Origin of the sequence: Clostridium septicum, from assembly GCF_003606265.1 — a bacterium.
GTDB lineage: Bacteria > Bacillota > Clostridia > Clostridiales > Clostridiaceae > Clostridium > Clostridium septicum.
On sequence record NZ_CP023671.1, the window covers coordinates 1,918,730 to 1,937,131 of the forward strand.

The 18,402-nt window shown below is 28.4% G+C and carries 17 protein-coding genes and 1 pseudogene; all 18 read left to right on the forward strand.

Annotated elements, in window-relative coordinates; genetic code table 11:
* Positions 1 to 22: 22 nt before the first annotated feature.
* The 18 genes and pseudogenes from purR to CP523_RS08590 all read left to right on the forward strand — a co-directional run bounded on the left by purR (position 23) and on the right by CP523_RS08590 (position 18,349).
* Positions 23 to 838, forward strand: a pseudogene (purR, locus tag CP523_RS08505) (pur operon repressor).
* Between the two features lie 135 nt (positions 839 to 973).
* On the forward strand, positions 974 to 1,258 hold the full coding sequence (gene spoVG, locus CP523_RS08510) for a septation regulator SpoVG (RefSeq protein ID WP_066674841.1): 285 nt from the start codon (positions 974 to 976) through the stop codon (positions 1,256 to 1,258).
* Between the two features lie 209 nt (positions 1,259 to 1,467).
* A complete protein-coding gene (glmU, locus tag CP523_RS08515) occupies positions 1,468 to 2,838 on the forward strand; it encodes a bifunctional UDP-N-acetylglucosamine diphosphorylase/glucosamine-1-phosphate N-acetyltransferase GlmU (RefSeq protein ID WP_066674845.1) in 1,371 nt (456 codons plus the stop codon).
* A gap of 54 nt (positions 2,839 to 2,892) precedes the next feature.
* Positions 2,893 to 3,852 carry a ribose-phosphate diphosphokinase gene (locus CP523_RS08520; protein ID WP_066674848.1) on the forward strand — a complete coding sequence of 320 codons (960 nt, stop codon included), beginning with the start codon at positions 2,893 to 2,895 and terminating at the stop codon, positions 3,850 to 3,852.
* A gap of 181 nt (positions 3,853 to 4,033) precedes the next feature.
* On the forward strand, positions 4,034 to 4,720 hold the full coding sequence (locus CP523_RS08525) for a response regulator transcription factor (protein WP_066674852.1): 687 nt from the start codon (positions 4,034 to 4,036) through the stop codon (positions 4,718 to 4,720).
* Positions 4,720 to 6,138, forward strand: coding sequence for a sensor histidine kinase (locus CP523_RS08530; protein ID WP_066674855.1), 1,419 nt, complete (start codon positions 4,720 to 4,722; stop codon positions 6,136 to 6,138). The genes CP523_RS08525 and CP523_RS08530 overlap by 1 nt, the downstream gene beginning before the upstream one ends.
* A gap of 20 nt (positions 6,139 to 6,158) precedes the next feature.
* Positions 6,159 to 7,286: a S1C family serine protease gene (locus CP523_RS08535; protein WP_066674858.1), complete on the forward strand. Its 1,128-nt coding sequence runs from the start codon at positions 6,159 to 6,161 to the stop codon at positions 7,284 to 7,286.
* A gap of 143 nt (positions 7,287 to 7,429) precedes the next feature.
* Positions 7,430 to 8,005 carry an aminoacyl-tRNA hydrolase gene (gene pth, locus CP523_RS08540; RefSeq protein ID WP_066674861.1) on the forward strand — a complete coding sequence of 192 codons (576 nt, stop codon included), beginning with the start codon at positions 7,430 to 7,432 and terminating at the stop codon, positions 8,003 to 8,005.
* A gap of 20 nt (positions 8,006 to 8,025) precedes the next feature.
* Entirely contained in the window at positions 8,026 to 11,538 is a 3,513-nt protein-coding gene (mfd, locus tag CP523_RS08545) for a transcription-repair coupling factor (protein ID WP_120140782.1), read from the forward strand.
* 98 nt (positions 11,539 to 11,636) lie between these two features.
* Positions 11,637 to 12,614, forward strand: coding sequence for a peptidylprolyl isomerase (locus CP523_RS08550; RefSeq protein ID WP_066674865.1), 978 nt, complete (start codon positions 11,637 to 11,639; stop codon positions 12,612 to 12,614).
* Positions 12,615 to 12,753: 139 nt separating this feature from the next.
* Positions 12,754 to 13,302: a stage V sporulation protein T gene (gene spoVT / locus CP523_RS08555; protein ID WP_066674869.1), complete on the forward strand. Its 549-nt coding sequence runs from the start codon at positions 12,754 to 12,756 to the stop codon at positions 13,300 to 13,302.
* A 107-nt stretch (positions 13,303 to 13,409) separates the two neighbouring features.
* On the forward strand, positions 13,410 to 14,945 hold the full coding sequence (locus tag CP523_RS08560; RefSeq protein WP_066674872.1) for a putative polysaccharide biosynthesis protein: 1,536 nt from the start codon (positions 13,410 to 13,412) through the stop codon (positions 14,943 to 14,945).
* Positions 14,946 to 14,964: 19 nt separating this feature from the next.
* Positions 14,965 to 16,425, forward strand: a complete 1,461-nt coding sequence (gene yabN, locus CP523_RS08565) for a bifunctional methyltransferase/pyrophosphohydrolase YabN (RefSeq protein ID WP_066674875.1) — start codon at positions 14,965 to 14,967, stop codon at positions 16,423 to 16,425.
* A 218-nt stretch (positions 16,426 to 16,643) separates the two neighbouring features.
* The gene (locus tag CP523_RS08570; protein ID WP_016206851.1) at positions 16,644 to 16,919 is read left to right on the forward strand and encodes an HU family DNA-binding protein; all 276 of its coding nucleotides are present in this window, start codon (positions 16,644 to 16,646) and stop codon (positions 16,917 to 16,919) included.
* 60 nt (positions 16,920 to 16,979) lie between these two features.
* Positions 16,980 to 17,240 carry an RNA-binding S4 domain-containing protein gene (locus CP523_RS08575; protein ID WP_066674878.1) on the forward strand — a complete coding sequence of 87 codons (261 nt, stop codon included), beginning with the start codon at positions 16,980 to 16,982 and terminating at the stop codon, positions 17,238 to 17,240.
* A gap of 52 nt (positions 17,241 to 17,292) precedes the next feature.
* Positions 17,293 to 17,586: a sporulation protein YabP gene (gene yabP, locus CP523_RS08580; protein ID WP_066674880.1), complete on the forward strand. Its 294-nt coding sequence runs from the start codon at positions 17,293 to 17,295 to the stop codon at positions 17,584 to 17,586.
* Between the two features lie 5 nt (positions 17,587 to 17,591).
* A complete protein-coding gene (gene yabQ / locus CP523_RS08585) occupies positions 17,592 to 17,981 on the forward strand; it encodes a spore cortex biosynthesis protein YabQ (protein WP_066674883.1) in 390 nt (129 codons plus the stop codon).
* A gap of 89 nt (positions 17,982 to 18,070) precedes the next feature.
* Positions 18,071 to 18,349 (forward strand): FtsB family cell division protein, encoded by a 279-nt coding sequence (locus CP523_RS08590; RefSeq protein WP_066674886.1) that lies wholly within the window; start codon positions 18,071 to 18,073, stop codon positions 18,347 to 18,349.
* The last annotated feature ends 53 nt before the right edge of the window (positions 18,350 to 18,402 follow it).

The following is an 18,402-nucleotide window of genomic DNA, read 5'->3' on the forward strand; positions in this document are numbered from 1 at the left end:
AACAAAATGTAGGTGATATAGAGTGGAAAAACTAAGTAGAAATAGCAGAGTTGTGGCTGTTACAAAAATTTTAATGGAAAATCCAAATAAGGTTATTGGACTTAATAATTTTTCAGATTTATTAAATGCGGCAAAATCAACAATAAGTGAAGATATAGTTATAGTTAGAGAAGTTTTAGAAAAATTAGAAATGGGAAAAGTAGAAACTATTGCAGGTGCCGCTGGGGGAATAAAATATATTCCCGGGATAGGTCATGAAAATAGTTCTAAATTTGCACAAGAAATATGTGATTTATTAAAAGATGAAACTAGAATAGTACCAGGGAATTTTATTTATATGACCGATTTAATGTATAATCCACAAATAATAAGTAGAGCAGGTGTTATATTATCATCATTTTTTAAAGGGTCAGATATTGATTATGTAATAACAGTGGAGACAAAAGGAATTCCTTTAGCTTATGAAGTAGCAAGAAATCTAGGTGTTCAATTAGTTATAATAAGAAGAGATAGTAAGGTTACAGAAGGATCTACAGTAACTATAAATTATGTTTCAGGAACTAGTGGTAGAATTCAACAGATGTCTCTATAAAAAAAATCTATGAAACCATCAAGTAAATGCATATTTATTGATGATTTCTTAAGAGGTGGAGGAACTGCTAAGGGAATAAAGGATTTATTAAAAGAGTTTGATAGTGAATTAGTAGGTATAGGTGTTTTAGTAGACAATGTAGGAGTAAGTAAGAAAAAAGTATCAGAATATATTTCAATAGTAGAACTTAAACATTTAGAAGAAAATGATAAATTAGAAGTTAATCCTTCGGAAATTATGAAATAAACAAAAAAAATAGGGTGTAATTACAAAAAAGTTGCTGGAAGGTTTTAAAAATTCAAAAAATATTAAGTAAAAAAAAGGGTTTTTAAAACTTTTATAGAAATATATATGTATCATAGCAACTGGAGGTGTAGTGCAGTGACAATTACAGACGTTAGGATTAGAAAAATAGCCGCAGAAGGAAAAATGAAGGCTATAGTTTCGGTGACATTTGATAATGAATTCGTGGTTCATGACATCAAGGTAATCGAAGGACAAAATGGTTTATTTATAGCAATGCCAAGTAGAAAGACACCAGATGGTGAATTTAAAGATATTGCGCATCCTATAAATACTGATACTAGGGAAAAGATTCAATCTTCAATTTTAGCGGCATATGAAAAAGCTGTTTTAGAAGATGATTCAGAAGTTGTATCTGAATAAGAATATTTATTTAAAAATAAAAGGGGATTAATCCTCTTTTATTTTTTTTTATTTTAAATAGAAATATCATCAATATATGAGAGTACTTAATAAGTATGTAAGGTTGAAATACTTTTCTCAATACAATATAATAGAATGAGATATATACGAACATTTTTTAGAACTATTATAAATTTGTCCTTTAAATGTTTAAAAAATGAGGTGGTTTTATGTATAAATGTGCTGTAATTTTAGCAGCTGGACAAGGTACTAGAATTAAATCAGATTTACCAAAGGTGTTACATAAAGTAGCAGGAAAAGAAATGGTTAATCATGTTATAGATACTATGAGAAAAGCAGAAATACAAGATGTAAATGTAATAATTGGAAAAGGCGCTGAACTTGTTAGAAAAAATACTGAATCAAGAAATATAAGTTATTCAATTCAAGCTGAACAATTAGGAACAGGTCATGCTGTGAAATGTGCTATAGATTTTTTAAAAGATAAAAAAGGAACAGTAGGAATTTTTTGTGGAGATGCACCTTTAATTAAGAGTGAAACTGTTAAAAGGTTATTTGAGGAACATGAAAAGAATAAAAATAGTGCTACACTTTTAACTTCTATAATCGAAGATCCAACAGGATATGGTAGAGTTATTAGAGAAAATAACGAAGTACTAAAAATAGTTGAGCATAAAGATTGTAACGAGGAAGAATTAAAAGTAAAAGAAATGAATGCAGCTTTATATTGCTTTGATATAGAGGAGTTATTAGAAAGTTTAGATAAATTATCTAATAACAACAATCAAGGTGAGTATTATTTAACGGACGTAATAGGTATATTAAAGGAAAAAGGAAGTAAGGTTGGAGCTGTAGTTATAGATTATGAAGAAACTATAGGGGTGAATTCAAGAGTTCAACTTGCAGAAGCAGAAAATATATTAAGAGATAGAATAAATTTAAGACATATGACTAATGGAGTAACATTAATAGATCCATCAAGCACTTATATTGGTGATGATGTAATTATAGGAAAGGATACTATTATTTATCCTGGAAATGTAGTAGAAGGAAAATCTATTATTGGTGAAAGAGTAATGTTATATCCTAACTCAAGAATAAAAGATAGTGAAATAGGAAATGAAGTAGAGATACAATCATCAGTTATTCTTAATAGTAAAATAGGTGAAAATACTACAGTAGGTCCATTTGCATATATTAGACCTGAATCAGTAATTGGAAAAAGTGCAAGAATAGGAGATTTTGTTGAAATTAAGAAATCTTCAATTGGAGATAATACTAAAGTGTCTCATTTAACATATATAGGAGATGCTGAAGTAGGTTCAGACTGTAATTTTGGATGTGGAACAGTTGTTGTAAATTATGATGGAAAAGAAAAGCATAAAACTATAATTGGAGACAATAGTTTTATTGGATGTAATACAAATTTAATATCCCCTATTAGAGTTGGAGATAACACATATATAGCAGCAGGATCAACTATAACTAATGAAGTTAAAAAAGGAGAGCTTGCAGTAGCTAGAGCGAAACAAAGAAATATAGAAGGTTGGGTAAAAAAAAGAGGTCTTACTAACAAATAGTTATTTAGATATAAAAAATAAAAGTGCTAAAATTTTAAGGAGGTCTTCAAAAACATGATAACCCATGGAAAAAACATTAAAATATTTACTGGGAATTCACATCCTGAATTAGCAAAAGAAATTGCTGATATATTAGGGATTCCTTTAGGCAGAGCTAAGGTTTCAACTTTTAGTGATGGAGAGATATCAGTTGATATTGATGAAACAGTTAGAGGTGCTGATGTATTTTTAGTTCAATCAACTAGTGCACCAGTTAACAATAACTTAATGGAACTTTTAATAATGATAGATGCATTTAAGAGAGCATCAGCAGGTAGAGTAACAGTAGTTATGCCATACTATGGCTATGCAAGACAAGATAGAAAGGCTAAATCAAGAGATCCTATTACAGCAAAATTAGTTGCAGATCTTTTAACTGCAGCAGGAGCTCATAGAGTTCTAACAATGGATTTACATGCAGCTCAAATACAAGGTTATTTCAATATACCAGTTGATCACTTATTAGGATCGCCGATATTAGCTAAGCATTTCTTATCAAGAGGATTTGATGAAAGTGAAGATGTGGTAGTTGTATCACCAGATTTAGGTAGTGTAACAAGAGCAAGAAAGTTTGCAGATAAGTTACATGCACCTATAGCAATAATAGATAAAAGAAGACCAAAGGCTAATGTTTCAGAGATTATGAATATAATCGGAGATATAAAAGGAAAAAGATGTATACTTATTGATGATATGATAGATACTGCTGGAACAATTTCAAATGCCGCTAATGCCCTTAAAGATCTTGGTGCAAAAAATGTATATGCATGTTGTACACATGGAGTATTATCAGGCCCAGCTTTTGAAAGAATAAACAATTCAGCTATAGAAGAATTAATTATGTTAAATACAATAAAATTACCAGAAAAAGATGATTTAATTAAGTTTAAATCGCTATCAGTAGCACCTTTATTTGCAGAAGCAATAAAGAGAATTTATGATGATGAGCCTATAAGTAAATTATTTGAATCTTAGTACATAGGATAATAGTTGGATAAAAACTCTCTAAAAAGCAAAAACTTTTTAGAGGGTTTATTTATATTGCAGTTAATATCTTGTAATAGTTAATATTTTGTAACGTTTATTAAATTTTGAGAAAATATTATCCATTATATAAGGGAAATCTATTATAATAAGATATAGGAAGGTGATAATTATGGAAAGTAGATTAGGAAAAGTTTTAATCATAGATGATGATGAAAATATATGTGAAGTTATAAATATGTATTTATCTAGTACAGGTTATGAAACTCGAATGTGTCATAATGGAAAAGATGCTTGCACTATTTTTAATAGTTTTAAGCCGGAGCTTGTATTGTTAGATATAATGTTGCCGGGTATGGATGGAATAGAAGTTTTAAAATGGATAAGAAAGCATTGTGAAATACCTGTAATTATGTTAACAGCAAAGGGAGATACTTTTGATAAAGTTCTTGCTCTAGAATTAGGAGCAGATGATTATATAGTAAAACCTTTTGAACCAAAAGAGTTAATGGCAAGAGTTAAAGCTGTAATGAGAAGATATACTTATGAAAGTGTAGATAAAGAAGTTTTAAGTTTTTCAGATCTTGTTATAGATGTTAATTCATACAATGTTTTATATAAAGGTGAGGAAATAAAAATGCCTCCAAAAGAATTTGAACTACTTTATTATCTGGCAAGTAATAAAAATAAAGTATTTACAAGAGAGCAGTTGTTATGTGAAGTCTGGGGATATGACTATCCAGGTGATTCAAGAACTGTAGATGTTCATATAAAAAGACTAAGAGAAAAGATAAGCGGAGGAGAAAATTGGCAGCTTGAGACTGTTTGGGGAGTAGGATATAAATTCGAGGTGAAATGATGAATAAAAAAGGAATTGCTTATAAATTAACAATTACCTTTACATCTATAACAGCAGTAATATTAATATTAATAGGAATGACTCTATCAATATGGTTTAATAGAGAATATAAAATTGAAAGAACTTATTTACTAGATAAGCAGCTATCATTAATAGAGGGAGCTACATTATCATTTTTAAATGATAATACAGAGGTTGCATACAATGAACTTAGTAAGGTACTGAATATGATAGAAAGTTCTATAGAAATAGACTCTATAATTATAGATAAATTAGGATACATATATGCAGTTTCAAATAATAAATATAACAAAGAAAAGTACACTAGAATTAACTTAAACGATGAAGAGCTAAATAAATTAAAAAATGGAGAATCTATAAATTTTAATTTTAAAAATTATGAAGGAGCTTTAAAAAAGTCATACATAAAGCCACTTTTTAAGGATGGATATTTTTATGGAGCTATAGTTTTAATAGGAGATGAAGCATATACGAATCCTCCTAAGAGAATATATATAATAATATGGCTTTCAGTAATTTTAGCACTTATACTATCAAGTGTTGTAACATATTATTTTTCTGAAAAATTAATAATTAAGCCACTAGAAGAAATAAATAATGCAGCCAAAAAGATTGCTAAAGGCGATGTAGAGAAAAGGGTTAGCATAGAATCTGGAGATGAAATTGGGGAACTTGGCTATTCATTTAATATTATGGCAGAATCATTAGAACAAGTAGATAAAAAGAGACGAGAATTTATATCGAATGTATCTCATGAATTAAGGTCACCAATAACATCAATTAAAGGGTTTATTACAGGGATTTTAGATGGAGTAATTCCTAGAGATAAGGAAAATTATTATTTAACTATAGTAAATGATGAAATAAGTAGGTTAGCAAGGTTAGTAACTGATTTATTAGATATTTCAGCAATGGAGTCAGGTAAGTTTAATCTTAATATGGTTGATTTAGATATAAATGAAGTTATAACTTTATGTACTTTAAACTTAGAAGGGAAAGTAAAAGAGAAGAACATAAATGTTGAAGTTATTTTCCATGATAAGCATGAATATGCAATTGCAGATAGAGATAGATTAATTCAAGTTGTTACAAATTTATTAGAAAATGCAGTAAAGTACGGGGAAGCTAATGGAGAAATAAAAATTGATACATATGTAAGAGGTGATAAGGCTTATGTAAGTATATTTAATAGTGGACCAACTATTCCTAAAGAAGAAATAAACAACATTTGGGATAGATTTTACAAGTCAGATAAATCAAGAACAAATAAATTTAGTATGGGATTAGGTCTACCAATAGTAAGGCTTATTTTGTCACAACATGGTCAGGATATATGGGTTAATAATATAGATGGAAAAGGTGTAAGATTTACTTTTAGTTTGAAAAAATCCAATTAGAATAAGGTGGAGGAAAACTTGTGTTTAATAACAAATATAATTGTAAAAATGAAGATAATAATTCCTCAAAAAATGATTCTACTATAAATTTTAAGATGAAAAAAGCGAACACAAGGTGTAAGTTAGGAAAAGGTTTAGTAATTTTTTTAGTACTGTTAATATTATTAATATTAACAGTAAGTAATGTGAGTTTAATAAGAAAATACAATAAAATAATGGAACAAAGAAATAAAATAAATCTAAAAGTAGGTTCAGAAGTGTTTGAATACGATAAAATTACTCATCAAATATCAGAATCAATAGTAGCAATAAGTAATGAAGAGAGCAAATTAACTAAAAATTCATATTTTGAACCTAATTTAACTGGTGTAATTTTAAGTGAAGAAGGAACTATTTTAACAAATTATTCAAAGATTAAAGATTTTAGGGATATATACGTAAAGTTACCTTCAAGTGGAAGTATGCCAATAAAGGCAAGTTTGGTAGGAATTAGTGAGGATGTAGATGTTGCAATAATAAAGATATATTACAAAGGTAAGCTATCACCTATAAAAATTGCTAATGAAGATGAAGTTATAGAAGGTCAAGAAATAGCCGTATTAAGTAATTCTATAGGGAATGAATATATAGAAAGAGTAATACCAGGTATAATAACATCAACTCATCAAACTATAAAAGATAAATCAGATAGAGAGCATAGATTGCTAGAAATTAGTTCTCTAATAAATGAAAATAATACTGGTGGGGCTATCTGTAATTCTAAAGGTGAATTAATAGGTTTAGCTAGTGTTGATATAACAAATAAGAAAAATAAACAAGGGCTATATTATGCTATAGATTTAAGAGAACTTCAAAAAATATCTCAAGTTACAGATGTTTTTAAATCAAAATTAGGAATTAGTGGTGGACTTATAGAAGATCCTAAAAGTAGGTTAAAAGGATTTTATGTTGAAAATGTAAAAGAGTCTGGAGTAGCATACAATGCTGGTATAAGAGCTACAGATATAATCATTCAATTAGATGGAGTAGATATATTAACAGTAAATGATTTATCTAATATAATGATTAATAAAAAGGCCGGTGAAAAAGTACTTTGTAAAATTGTAAACAACGGTAATATAAAAGAATTAGAATTATTAATACAGTAACACTATATATAAATTTAGCACTAAGAAACTCCTTATGGGGTTTCTTTTGCATGAAAAAATGGTATATATAAAAAGTTCTTTAATTATTGTAAAAAACTAGTATAATAATAATATGTTAAATAGCAGCAAAGGAGACGTTTGAAATGTTTTTAATAGTTGGGCTAGGAAACCCAGGAAAAGAATATGATAAGACTAGACATAATATTGGATTTGAGTGTATAGACTATCTTTCAAATAAGTATAATATAGAGCTAAATAGGATAAAATTTAAAGGTATATATGGAGAAGGTTTTATAAATAATAAAAAAGTTATTTTATTAAAACCAACTACATTTATGAACTTAAGTGGCGAAAGTATAAGAGAAGTTGTTAACTTTTACAAACTAAATCCAGAAGAAGTAATAGTTATTTATGATGATATAAGCCTAGAAGTTGGAAGGATAAGAATTAGAGAAAAAGGTAGCGCAGGCGGACACAATGGAATAAAAAGTATAATTCAAAATCTCTCAACAGATGTTTTCCCAAGAATTAAAGTAGGGGTAGGACAACCTAAAGGAGATTTAGTTTCTCATGTTCTTGGAAGGTTCTCAAAAGAAGAAGAAGAAATATTAAAAGAAAGCGTAGAGGCTTCAAAAAAGGCAATAGAAATTATAGTTAGAGAAGATACCAAAGAAGCCATGAATAGATTGAATGGATTTAAGGCATCTAAAATTATATAATTTAAGGATGGTGTTATTTGATGAGATTAAAGGGGGTAATGGAACCTTTAAATAATAATTCTCATTTTAATGAGATATTGGCTAGTGTAGAGAAAAATAGATATCCTATCAATTTATACGGACTATCAGATTCGGGTAAAAGTTATATGATTGAGGGGATATATGAAAATATAGATGCACCATTAGTGGTTTTAACTCATAGTGATATGGAGGCTAAAAACTTATATGAGGATTTAATTTTCTATACAAATGATGTTTATTATTTTCCAAATAAAGAAGTTGTATTCTATAATGTAGATGCCATTTCAGGTGATTTAAGATGGGCTAGATTGAAAGTAATAAAAGAAATGTTAAGTAACAAAAAGAAAATAATAGTTACTTCTATAGATGCATTAGCAACTATATATACACCTGAAAAGCTTTATAAAAAGTACACTTTTAAATTAAAATTAAATATGGAAATAGATTTTAAATGTCTGAGTAAGAAGCTTTTAGAAAGTGGTTATGAAAGAGTAGAAATAGTAGAAGGAAAAGGTGAATTTTCCTTAAGAGGAGGAATATTAGATGTTTTTCCACCTACTTCAACATACCCATTTAGAGTTGAACTTTTTGGAGATCAAATAGAATCTATAAGAACTTTTAATGTTGAATCTCAAAGGAGTATTGAAAAGGTAAAAACTTTGGAAATATTCCCAGCTAAGGAAATAATAATTACTGAAGACGCTTTAAGTCTAGCTAAGAATAAAATATTAAAAGAGTTTAAAGAAGTAAAAGAAAAATCTAACAATAAGGATAATGAAAGAATAAAAAGGTTAGAAGATATAATAAATAAAAATATAGAAAGCTTAACTGAAACTTTAACTTTTGAAACAGTAGATAGTTATTTACCATATTTCTATAAAGAGAAAGAAAGTTTCTTTGAGTATCTAAAGGGATATACTTATGTAATAGATGATGTTAAAAGATGTTTAGGAAAGATAGACAGTACTTATTATGAATTCAGAGCTAACTATGAATCTTTCTTACAAAGAGGTGGGATTTTACCATCACAAAATGATTTATTGATATCTAAAGAAGAACTAGTAGAAAGATTAGAGGCACAAAATATAATAACTTTAGATACTTTTTCTAGTAAGAGCGATATTTTAAAACCTATATCAACTATTGGAGTAAATCAATTAACTCTAAATAATTATCAAGGTCAATTAGATTTATTAATAGAAGAGATAAAAGAGAAAAAAGAGAAAGGATATAAAACCATAATTTTATCAGGTACTAGGAGTAGAGGTGAAAGGTTAGTTTCAACTCTTAGGGAGAGAGGTATAGAAAGTAACTATAAAGACAAAATTGAAGAAATACAGTTTGGTGAAGTAGTTATTACATTTGGAAACCTTTTAAAAGGATTTGAATATCCGGATATTAAATTATGTATAATTTCAGATAAAGAGGTATTTGGGGAAGCTAAAAGAAAAATATCAAGGAAAGCTAAACCGAGAAAAGGTGTAGCAAAGATTAAGAGTTTTGCAGAGCTTAAACCTGGTGATTATGTAGTTCATGCTAATCATGGGGTAGGTGTGTACAAAGGTATAAAACAAATAGAATCTTTAGGAAGTACTAGAGATTATTTGGATATAGTTTATGATAAAGGAGATAAATTATATGTTCCTGTAGATCAACTTGATTTAGTTCAGAAATATATAGGAAGTGAAGGGAAATCTCCTAAAGTAAATAAATTAGGTGGTAATGAATGGAATAAGGCCAAAGCTAAGGTTAGAAAATCAATAAATGAAATAGCTCAAGATTTAGTTAAGTTATATGCAGCTAGAGCTACAGTAAAAGGGTATAAATTTGGAAAGGATACTCAATGGCAAAGACAATTCGAGGATGAGTTTCCATTTGAAGAAACACCTGATCAATTAACATCTGTGCAAGAAATTAAAGATGATATGGAATCAGATAAACCTATGGATAGATTACTTTGTGGAGATGTTGGTTATGGAAAGACAGAAGTAGCTATGAGAGCTGCCTTTAAAGCTGTAATGGAAGGAAAACAAGTAGCCTTTCTAGTACCAACTACTATATTAGCAGAACAACACTACAAAAATATGTTAAAGAGATTTTCAGATTTTCCAGTTAATATTGATATGGTTAGTAGGTTTAGGACTGCAAAAGAACAGAAAGCTACACTCCAAGCAGCCAAAGAAGGAAATGTAGATATTTTAATAGGGACCCATAGGCTAGTATCTAAGGACATTATATTTAAAGACTTAGGTCTTTTAATTGTTGATGAAGAGCAAAGATTTGGAGTAGCTCAAAAAGAAAAAATAAAGAACTTAAAGAAAAATGTAGATGTACTTACATTAAGTGCAACGCCAATACCAAGAACTCTTCATATGTCATTAACAGGTGCAAGGGATATTTCTGTAATAGAAACACCTCCAGAAGAAAGATATCCTATTCAAACTTATGTTGTTGAAAATAATGAACAACTAGTAAGAGATGCCATATTAAGAGAGGTAAATAGAGGTGGTCAAGTTTACTATGTCTATAATAGAGTAGAGACTATACAAGATATGGCAAGCTATTTAAAAGAATTAATACCTGAATGTAGAATTGGAATAATCCATGGACAAATGACTGAGAGACAGCTAGAAAAAGAAATGGTAAGTTTCATGAATAAGGAATATGACATATTGGTATGCACAACTATAATAGAAACAGGAATAGATATACCAAATGTAAATACAATGATTATACATGATTCAGATAAAATGGGATTATCACAACTTTATCAATTAAGAGGAAGGGTAGGTAGATCAAACAGAATTGCTTATGCATACTTTATATATACAAAAGATAAAGTTTTAACAGAAGTTGCAGAAAAAAGATTAAAGGCATTAAAAGATTTTACAGAATTAGGTTCTGGATTTAAGATAGCAATGAGGGACTTAGAGATAAGAGGTGCTGGTAACATGATGGGATCTGCACAACATGGTCATATGGCTGTTATAGGATATGACTTGTATTGTAGAATGTTAGAAGATACAATAAAAATAATTAAAGGTGAGATAGATAAAGAACCTGTGGAAACAACTGTAGATATAAAAGTTGATGCTTATATACCAGGAAACTATATAGAAGATGAGATACAAAAAATAGAAATATATAAGAAAATTGCAGCTATTGATAATATAGAAGACTATAATGATATAAAAGAAGAATTACAAGATAGATATTCAGAAATTCCTGATCCAGTACAAAATCTTATGGATATAGCCTATATAAAGAGCAAAGCTAAACTTTTATCAATACAAGAAATAAAAGAAACGCCTAAAGAAGTAAGATTTAAATTTACAGAAGGATTTAAAGGAGTAAATAATATATATAAATTATTGTTAAAAGATTATAAAGATAAGGTATTTCTTATGTTTGGAGAAAATCCTTATTTTGCAATAAAGCCAAATGAAATAAAGAAAGAAAATATCCTAGATTTCTACAAGGAGATGTTGGATAATTTAACAAAAAATATATAAAATATTCATATTAAATTGAATAACTGACACAATATTGATATACTTATAGGGTATAATGGTATTGAAAAACAAAATAAAAGAGAAGTGAGGGAACGGACTTGAACAAAATTAAGAAGGTTCTAGCTACAGCAATGGTAGGAACATTAGCTTTTTCTGTAGTTGGTTGCAAAATGATACAAAAGACACCAGAAGCTATACAGAATACTGTAATTGCTAAAGTTGGAGATGAAAAAATAACAAAAGGTGACATTGATAAAGAATTAAAGTCTTATTTAGATCAATTTGCTGCACAATATGGAGATAATTATGAGGAAGATCCTAAATTAAAAGAGGTTTTACATCAATATAGAGTAAATATGATGAATACTTTAATTAATGAAAAAATCTTACTTAAGAAGGCTAAAGATTTAAATTTAATACCTGAACAAGCGGAATTAGATAAAGAAATTCAATCAAGAATTGATCAATTAAAAACTACTTATGGTACAGAAGAAAACTTCCAAAAAGTTTTAGAGGCTTCTGGACATACAGATGAGACCTTTAAGAAGTTTATAGAAGAGCAAGTTATAGCGCAAAAAGCAACAGAGTATATATTTAAAGATATAAACATATCAGATGAAGATGTGAAGGCAGAATATGAAAAAAATAAGGAAAATTATGGGGAAGCAAATGTTTCTCATATCCTAATTGCTGATGAAAATAAGGCTAAGGAAATAAGAGAAAGAGCTGCAAATGGAGAAGATTTTGCTGAATTAGCTAAAGAGTTCTCAGAAGATCCAGGTTCAAAAGATAAGGGCGGAGACTATGGAGTTATACCTTACAATTCAGATAAATACGTTAAAGAATTTGTTGATGGATTCAAGACACTTAAAGAAGGCGAAATTTCACAACCTGTTAAGAGTCAATATGGATATCATATAATAAAAGCAACAAATGTAAAGAATTATGGATTTGATGATGTTAAGGATGAAATAAAGAGTGAGCTTGAAACAGCTAAGAAAAAAGAAGCTTATAATAAAACAATGGAAGAATGGAAGAACGAAATAAAAGTTAAAACATATGAAGATAAAATATAATGTTAAAAAGAACTTGCTTTAAGCAGGTTCTTTTTTGTTATTTATAAATTATGGTTATAAGTGTATAAAATTTCTAATAAGTCAAATAATAATATTGCAACTAATTATTAATAATGAATTAAGGAGGTAGCTCACAATAATGAAAGCAACAGGAATTGTTAGACGTATTGATGACTTAGGTAGAGTAGTAATACCAAAAGAAATAAGAAGAACTTTAAGAATTAGAGAAGGAGATCCTTTAGAAATCTTTACTGATAGAGAAGGCGGAGTTATATTAAAGAAATATTCCCCAATAGGAGAATTAACTGATTTCTCAAAGGAATATGCAGAAAGCTTGCAACAATCAATTGGACATATTGTACTTATTGCAGATAAAGATGCATTTATTTCTGCAAGTGGAGCTCCTAAAAAGGACTACATAGAAAGAAAAGTAAGTTCAGAGTTAGAAAAAATTATGGATGATAGAAAAGCTGTACTAATAAATGATGAAGGCAAGACAATATTATTACATAATGATGAAGAGCAAGGAAAATATTCTAGTCAAGTAATAGCTCCTATTATTGCAGAAGGAGATGCAATTGGTGCTGTAATAATACTATCAAAACAATCAGGTGAAAAATTCTCCGAAATAGAATTGAAATTAGCAGAAACAGCAGCTTCATTTTTAGGGAAACAAATGGAACAATAAAATACATATAGTAAAAAGTGAATAAAAAGTTATCAATAAATAAGAGTAATAATACCTCTAAACTTTAAATACAAATTATTAGTACAATAAAGTTTGGAGGTATTTTTATGAAGAAGCAATCTTTAATTAAAGCAAGCTTGATTCTTGGAATAACTGGAATAGTAGCAAGATTTCTAGGGCTATTTTTTAGATGGCCATTAATAATGTTAATTGGGGATGAAGGAGTAGGATATTATCAAATGTCTTATCCTTTGTATATGTTTTTTGTAGCTATGGCATCTGGAGTTCCAGTAGCAATATCTAAAATGATATCAGAAAAAAAAGCTATGGGGCGAATAGATGAAGTATTTGAAATTGTTAAAGAATCAACTATATTAATGATGGTTTTAGGGGCTGGTACAACTTTTATATTATTTTTCTTTGCAAAGCCAATAATAAATTTCTTAAGATGGGATATGAAATCATATTATGCACTTTTAGGAATATCATTTGCTCCTTTAATAATATCATTTATGACTATATATAGGGGGTTTTTTCAAGGGCTTCAAAATATGACACCTACAGGTGTTTCTCAAATACTAGAACAGGTTGGGAGAGTTGTTATAGGTGTTGGACTAGCTTTTATATTGCTTCCCAAGGGTATAGAATACTCAGCAGGAGGAGCAGCTTTTGGAGCAGCAGCAGGAGGTTTAATTGGAGGAACTTATCTTTATATAAAATATAGAGCAACTAAAAGACAAATGGGAATTAAAAAAGTTAAAACAAATCCTGAAATATTAACCAATATACTAAAAATAGCTCTCCCTATATCGGTAGGGGCAACTGTTGGGACTATAATGAATTTAATAGATTCTATATTAGTTCCACAAAAATTATTACAAGCAGGTCTTACATCTCAGCAATCTACAATTTTATATGCTCAATTAACGGGTAAGGCTGCAGTAATAGTAAATATTCCTCTTACTCTATCAATGGCATTATGTACATCACTTATACCTATAATAGCTGAAAACTATATTCTTAGAAAAAGAAAAGAGTTAAATTCTAAAATTGAGTTATCATTAAAGTTATCATCAGTAATTGCTATGCCATGCATGCTTGGATTATTCTTTTTATCAGGACCTATAATGAAACTTATATTTCCAGGCAAATTTGATGGTATAGAAATATTAAGGTTTTTATCAATATCAATTCCTTTTGTAATATTGACGCAAACAACCACATCAATATTACAAGGAACAGGACACTATATAAGACCTGTTATAAATTTATTTATAGGATGTTTAATAAAGGTTATTCTTACATTAATACTAGTGCCTATACCTTCTATAAATATATATGGAGCAGTAATTGCAAGCGTTAGTGCATATATAGTTGCAACAGTATTGAATTTAATATCACTTAAGACTAAAATGAAGAGTAGTATACATTTTTATAGTTCATTTATAAAACCAACAATAGCAGCATTAGTTATGATAATTGGAGTTTTATTAACTTATATAAATTTGATTACAAAAATATCAAGTGAAGGGCTTACATGCTTAATATCAATATTTGTGGGTGTTTGCATATATGGAATAGCTATATTGGTATTTAAGGTTTTTGATATAAATGAAATAAAAAATAGAATAGTAAAATATTAAAAAATAAGGAGAGAAGCTGATGATAAAAATAGTAGGTCTAGGGCCAGGTGCACCAGAAGCTTTAACGGTAGGAACCATAAATGTTTTGGAAAAGAGTGAAAATATATTTTTCAGAACAGAGAAACATCCAACTGTAGATTATCTGAGAGATAAAATAAAGGATTTTAAAACATATGATTATTTCTATGAAGAATGTAGTAGTTTTGATGATGTTTATGCTAATATAGCAAAAGATATTATAGAAGTATACAGGGATAGAGGAGAACTAGTATATGCAGTTCCAGGACATCCATTAGTAGCAGAAAAATCAGTGTTTAATCTTATAAAATTATGTGAAGAAAATGATATAGAATATAAGTTAGTTCCAGCAGTAAGTTTTGTAGATGCAATGATGGATAGTTTAAAAATTGATCCTATAGAAGGGCTTAAAATTATAGATGCTTTTGATATGAAAAATCAAATATTAGACAAGAGAATAGGTACAATAATAACTCAAGTTTATAATCAATTTATAGCATCAGAAGTGAAAATACAATTATTAGAGTACTATAATGATGATACTGAAATCTATTATGTAAGGGCAGCAGGGATAGAAGGCGAAGAAAGTGTAAGAAAAATTCCTATGTATGAACTAGATATGCAAGAGGACATAGATTATTTGACATCAATATATATACCGAAAGATTTAAATAATAAAAAAGATATAAATGATCTTATAGATATAATAGATATACTAAGAGGAGAGAATGGTTGTTCATGGGATAGAGAACAAACACATGAAAGTTTAAAAAATCAATTACTTGAAGAGGCGTACGAAGTAGTTGATGCTATAAATAATGATGACATTGATGCAATGATTGAGGAATTGGGAGATATTTTATTACATGTAGTTTTCCATGCATCTATAGGAAAAGAAGACGGATATTTTAATATGACTGATATAGTAGAATCAATATCAGATAAGATGATATATAGACATCCACATGTATTTAAAGAAAAAAATAAAATTGATAGTGAAACTACTATAGAGCTTTGGGATGAACTAAAGAAGAAAGAGAAAAACTTTAAAACTATAACTGAAGACTTACAAGCAATAGCTAAAGCTTTGCCATCACTTATAAGAGCAAGTAAGGTTCAAAAGAAGGTCTCAAAGGTGGGATTTGATTGGAATAACGTAGAAGATGCATCCTTAAAAGTAGAAGAAGAATTAAAAGAAGTTTTAGAGGTATATAAAACAGAAAATAAGGAAAAAATAAAAGAAGAAGTAGGAGACTTATTATTTGCTTGCGTTAATGTTGCAAGGCTTTTAAAAGTAAACGAAGAAGAAGCTCTTAATATAACAATAGAAAAGTTTATAAAAAGATTTTCCTTTATAGAAGAAGCTGCTATTAAGTCTAATAAAATTTTAAAGGATATGTCATTAGAAGAAATGGATGAATTGTGGAATCAGGCTAAAAAAGTCGAGGAAACAATAAAATAGGGTGGATTATAAGAAGGAATTTTACAATTTGTGAAGAATAATTATAAACTAAGGTACTAGCGTGTTATTGAAATAAATAGCTTTAATAACAAAATATTGATAATTCTATAGACTACAAGGAAAAGAGGCTATATAATAAGATAATGTAGTTAAGTACATATATAAAGAGAGCAGTTAACTACTAAATATATAACTGGTTATTTAAGGAGGATGTAATTGTGAATAAAGCAGAATTAATCACTAGCATGTCAGAAAAAAGTAAACTAACAAAAAAGGATGCGGAATTAGCTTTAAAAGCATTTATAGAAAGTGTTGAAGAAGCATTAGAAAAAGGAGAAAAAGTTCAACTAGTTGGATTTGGAACTTTTGAAACTAGAGAAAGAGCGGCTAGAGAAGGTAGAAATCCAAGAACTAAGGAAACTATAAACATACCAGCATCAACAGTACCAGTATTTAAGGCTGGAAAAGAATTTAAAGAAAAAGTTAATAAGTAGTTATATAGGAACCCGAGATATCTCGGGTTCTTTTAGCAATAATAAGAGGAGTGCAATTACATGAGATTAGACAAGTATTTAAAAGTTTCAAGAATAATAAAAAGAAGAACGGTGGCAAAAGAAGCCTGTGAAGGTGGGAGAGTATCAATAAATGACAAGATAGCTAAGCCATCTACTGTTATAAAAGAAGGCGATATAATAGAAATAGCCTTTGCTAATAGAAAGTTAAAAGCAAGAATAATAAACATTGCAGAGCATGTTAGAAAAGAAAATGCAAAAGAGATGTATGAGATACTAGAAGGTGAAGAAGATAAAGAATAAAAATAGAACATACTTCATATATTTTAATTAAAGAATATATGGAGGAGAGGCTATGGAAAAAAAAGGGGAAAATAAAATAGAAGATGCAAGAGGTAATATAACCCTAGAAAATAGAAAAAAATTAACATTAACAGGGGTTGAAGAAGTAATAAGCTTTGATGATGAGAAGATATTACTAAATACTAACTTAGGTTCATTAACTATTAGGGGCGAAGAGTTAAAAATGAATAAATTAGATGTTCAAAATGGAGATGTAATAATTGTTGGGCGTATAGCATCAATGATTTATAGTGGCAAGGAAGTTAAAAAAGAAAAAGAAAATATACTGAAAAGATTATTTAGGTAGATAATATGCCATTACCGATAAATATTCAGTTCCATATAGTTATATATGCCATATTAGCAGGATTACTTACTGGAATAATCTTTGATCTTTATAAGATTATAAGGGGTGTCAAAATACCTAAAATAATAATTGTTATAGAAGATATTTTGTTTTGGGGATTGACAGCTCTAATAGTTTTTACTTTCTTGTTATATACTAATTATGCTTTTTTAGGGCCATACGTATATGCTTTTATGCTAGTTACAATATTAATATACTTAAGATTTATAAGTAATAAAATATTTAAATTAGAAAAAAATATATTAAGAGTATGTAGTAAGGGTGTTAGAATAATCTTTAAAAATATTATATATCCTATAAAACTTATGTATTCTAGTATTTCAGGTAAAAAATAATTTATTTATTAAAGTAAAAATAACTTGAATAAAATATGTAGAGTGTTTAAAATAGATTTATAGAATATTTTTTAAAGAGGTTAATATCTATGAAAAAGCGATTAACTCTTAAGAACCTAATTATAATTTTACTTTTTGCAGTTTTTATATTTAGTTATATTAGACAGGAAATTACAATGAATAGAATCAGAAAAGATATTGAGACTAGTCAGCAAAAATTAGAAGAACTTAAAGATAAAAATTCAGAGCTTGAAGTTAAGCTAAGAAAGGCTGAATCAGAAAATGAATATCTTGAAAAGCTCGCGAGAGAAAGACTAGGAATGGTCAAAGATGGAGAAAAGGTTGTAAATTCCCAAAAGCAAAATTAGAGAATATGTTTTAAAAACACTACAATCGGTTATTATTATAATAATATATATTA